We start from the raw sequence: 3,245 nt of genomic DNA, 5'->3' as shown, positions 1-3,245 counted from the left end.
CGCCATCGGTTGCGCTCAGCGCGCGGACTTCGACGGCCGCTTCGCCGCGGAGCTGGGCTTCCTGGCGGATGCGCGCCGGCTTGCTCAGCGCATGAGCCGGCCCGCGCGCTGCGCCCCCGCGGCCGTGGACATGGCCATCGCCGAGCGCGAGCGTGAGGCTGAGGAGCACCTGGCCGACCTCCTCGCCGCCAAGTGGAAGCTCGACTCGGCCACGGCCAGTGAGCTGCGCCAGCTCGTGGAGCGCCTCGCCGCGGAGGACCGCCGTCGCTTCGGCTCTGCGCCGGCGCGTACGCTCATCCTTTGCCTGGAGCAGGCGCTCTCCGAGAACCGCAGCGACTACTACCGTCTGCGCTTCGGGCGCTGGCTGTTCAGCCTGGTGACGCCCGGTCGGCGCCGGCGGCTGCTGGAGCCGCTGCCCTTCCAGTCGCTGCTCAAGGCGCTGCGCGCCATGGAGACCGCCCGTGCCCGACTGGAGGAGATGCCCTGGCCCATCACGGACCTGGAGCGCTTCGCCCGCGTGCTGGAGAAGCTGACCTATCGGGTGAATGCGCGGGTCGACGAGCAGATCATGCCGCGCGTGAAGCAAGCCATGCGCAAGGCGGACTTCGTGCCGCGCGACCACCGGGAGAACATCGCCGCACAGAAAATGGAGCTGGAGCTGCTGGACGTCATCAAGCAGCGCCGGCATCTCAAGTTCACGGACGTGCGCGACATCGTTGCCCGCAACATCCTGCGCCTGCCGGACCCGACGCTGTCGGAGTTCTTTCGCGGGGACCGCCTTGCGCGGTTCGACCGCACGGCCGCAGACGCGCTGCCCGGGGTGTATCGGCCGGGAGAGATCTACATCAAGGGTCTGCAGCAGCTGAGCGCACCGCTTTTCGGCACAGGCCCGGGCCGCGTCGTCTCGCGCTACGTATTGGTGCCTTTCGGCGTGGCCTATCTGGTGCTGAAGAGCATCGATCTGCTGCTGGAGCTGCTGCCGCAGGACGAAAAGCTTGTTCAGCTCGCCACCTTCACGGACGTGATGCTGCTGGGCGGGCTCGTGAACATTGTCATGCACACGGGCATTGGCCGGCACATCGCACTCTCCCTGTGGCGCGGTCTGGTGGCCTTGCTGCGCTTCGTCTTCTACGACGGCCTGAGCCGGCTCATGCGCTGGCCACCCATGGCGGAGCTGCTCAGCACCGGCATCGTCCGCGGTCTCGGACGCAATGTCGTGCAGCCGCTGCTGATCGGCACCCTGCCGCTGGCGCCCATCATTCTCCTTGCAGTGTTCGTGGAGGAGGTGCCCATCGAGCCCGGACTCTGGCTCGCCGGGCTTGCCTTCGCACTGGGCACGCTGGCGCGCAACACGCCTGCTGGGCGGCGCTTTCTGGACAATCTCAGCACGCGGGTCGGACTCTATCTGCGACGGCTCAATCAGGCGCTGTTCATCGGCCTGATCCAATCCCTGCTGGCCTTCTTCAAGGAAGTGACCCGCAGCTTCTCTCAGCTGTTGCATCGGGTGGATGAGGCGCTGATCCATCACCTGGGCGAGCGCGTGCCGAGCCTTGTTCTCAAGGCGGTGCTGGCGCCGCTTTGGCGCTTCGCCGAGGCCCTGATCCAGTTCTACGTCACGGTGCTGGTGGAGCCGCAGGTGAACCCGGTGAAGCATTTTCCCATCGTCAGCATCGGCCACAAGCTGCTGCTGCCCTTCCTGCCCGCCATCACCGCCGCCTTCGTCGACATCAGCCAGTCGGTGCTGCCCAAGGTCATCGCTTATCCGCTGGTGACGCTCACCATCGTGCTGCTGCCGGGGCTGTTCGGCTTCTTCGTCTGGGAGCTCAAGGAGAACTGGAAGCTCTATCAGGCCAACCACCGCGAAGGGCTCGCGGATGCCAGCCAGGCGGATCAGGCCCCGCCCGCCGGTGACGGCGCCGAGCCACTGCCGGTGGAGCCCGCCGCCGTTGGGCCCCACGGCGAAAGCGTGCGTACGCTCATGTCCCGGGGTTTTCATGCAGGCGCTCTGCCGAAGGGCTTCGACCGGCTGCGCAAGGTCATCCGCGAGGAGATGCGCGACCAGCAGCCCTATCCGCAGCGCCTACGCCGTGTCCAACGGCACCTGGAGGAGGTGAAGCACGCCTTCTGCGTCTTCTTCGAGCGGGAGTTCACCTTCGCACTGCGCGAGCGCTGCCGCGACCCCAACTGCATCCTGCAGCGCGTGGAGACAGGCACCCCGCGCATCGCCACAAATCTGGTGGAGCTCGCCGTGGACATTTACCCCGGCGCGCGCCGCGACGGCGGCGGCCCCGACCTCTCCGCGCAGATGACGGAGGAGCAGCGCGCCGCGCCTCTAACGCTCGGCATCCGGATCTTCTACCGGGCCCCGCGTGTCCGTGTCGAGACAGCGCTTCGGGGCCATACCGAGCGCATCGGTCCGTACTGCTGGTCCCTCATCGCCGCCGATCTGCGGCTGTTCGCCGGCCGTGCAGGCGCGGACCTCAAGAGTCTCGACCTCGGCCTGCCCGCGGCGCCGGCCGAGCCCGGCCAGCTCCGCGCTGTCGCTTGAGAGCCAATCAAGCTGTGACAGTAGACTCATCTTGCTCGCCGCCGACCGGCGGGCAGCTGCGGCCTCCGCGAGTCTTGTGGCAATCAGCCGTTGATGCTCGAGCCAACGTGAGCGTTCAGGTTACTGTCCCCGTTTATTGAAGGCGTGGAAGTGGTGGGTGGGGCCATGGCCGCGGCCGACGGTCAACTGGTCGGCGGCGGCGATGGCGCCGGCGACGTAGTGCTTGGCTCGCTCGGCGGCGACGCGGATATCGCCCCTTAGGGCAAGTTGTGCGGCGAGCGCCGAGGATAGGGTGCAGCCGGTGCCATGGGTGTTTTGTGTGGCGATGCGCTCGCCCTCCAGCCAGTGCTCGCCAGCCGCCGTGACGAGCAGGTCCGGGCTGGTGTCACCGCAGAGATGGCCGCCTTTGAGCAGCACGGCTGCGGGCCCCAGTGTGCGCAGCGCTGCGGCCATGGCTGGCATGGCGTCGGGGGTTTCGGGCTCCGGGGCGTCGAGCAGGACGGCGGCCTCGGGTAGGTTGGGGGTGAGCACTGTTGCCAGCGGCAGTAACTGCTCCTTGAGGACGGCGATCGCGGCCTCCGCCAGCAGCCGGTCGCCGCCCTTGGCGACCATCACCGGGTCTGTCTCTTATCCCCATCTCGATCATTAAAAAAAAAAAAACATACACACCGCAGAGACACCACCATGACCACACCAA

General features: G+C 67.5%; 2 protein-coding genes. One reads left to right on the top strand and one right to left on the bottom strand.

What is annotated here, in order from left to right; genetic code table 11:
* The coding region (locus I6U14_RS10195) for a sulfite exporter TauE/SafE family protein (protein WP_296899013.1) at window positions 1-2,548 on the top strand (2,548 nt) is incomplete at its 5' end.
* A 120-nt stretch (window positions 2,549-2,668) separates the two neighbouring features.
* On the opposite strand, the gene I6U14_RS10190 is transcribed toward I6U14_RS10195, so the two are convergent.
* On the bottom strand, window positions 2,669-3,160 hold the full coding sequence (locus I6U14_RS10190) for a bifunctional hydroxymethylpyrimidine kinase/phosphomethylpyrimidine kinase (protein ID WP_296899015.1): 492 nt from the start codon (window positions 3,158-3,160) through the stop codon (window positions 2,669-2,671).
* Window positions 3,161-3,245 lie beyond the last annotated feature (85 nt).

Source organism: Thiohalocapsa sp., assembly GCF_019695415.1.
Classification (GTDB): Bacteria; Pseudomonadota; Gammaproteobacteria; order Chromatiales; family Chromatiaceae; genus Thiohalocapsa.
This window is presented reverse-complemented; position numbering and strand designations above follow the sequence as displayed.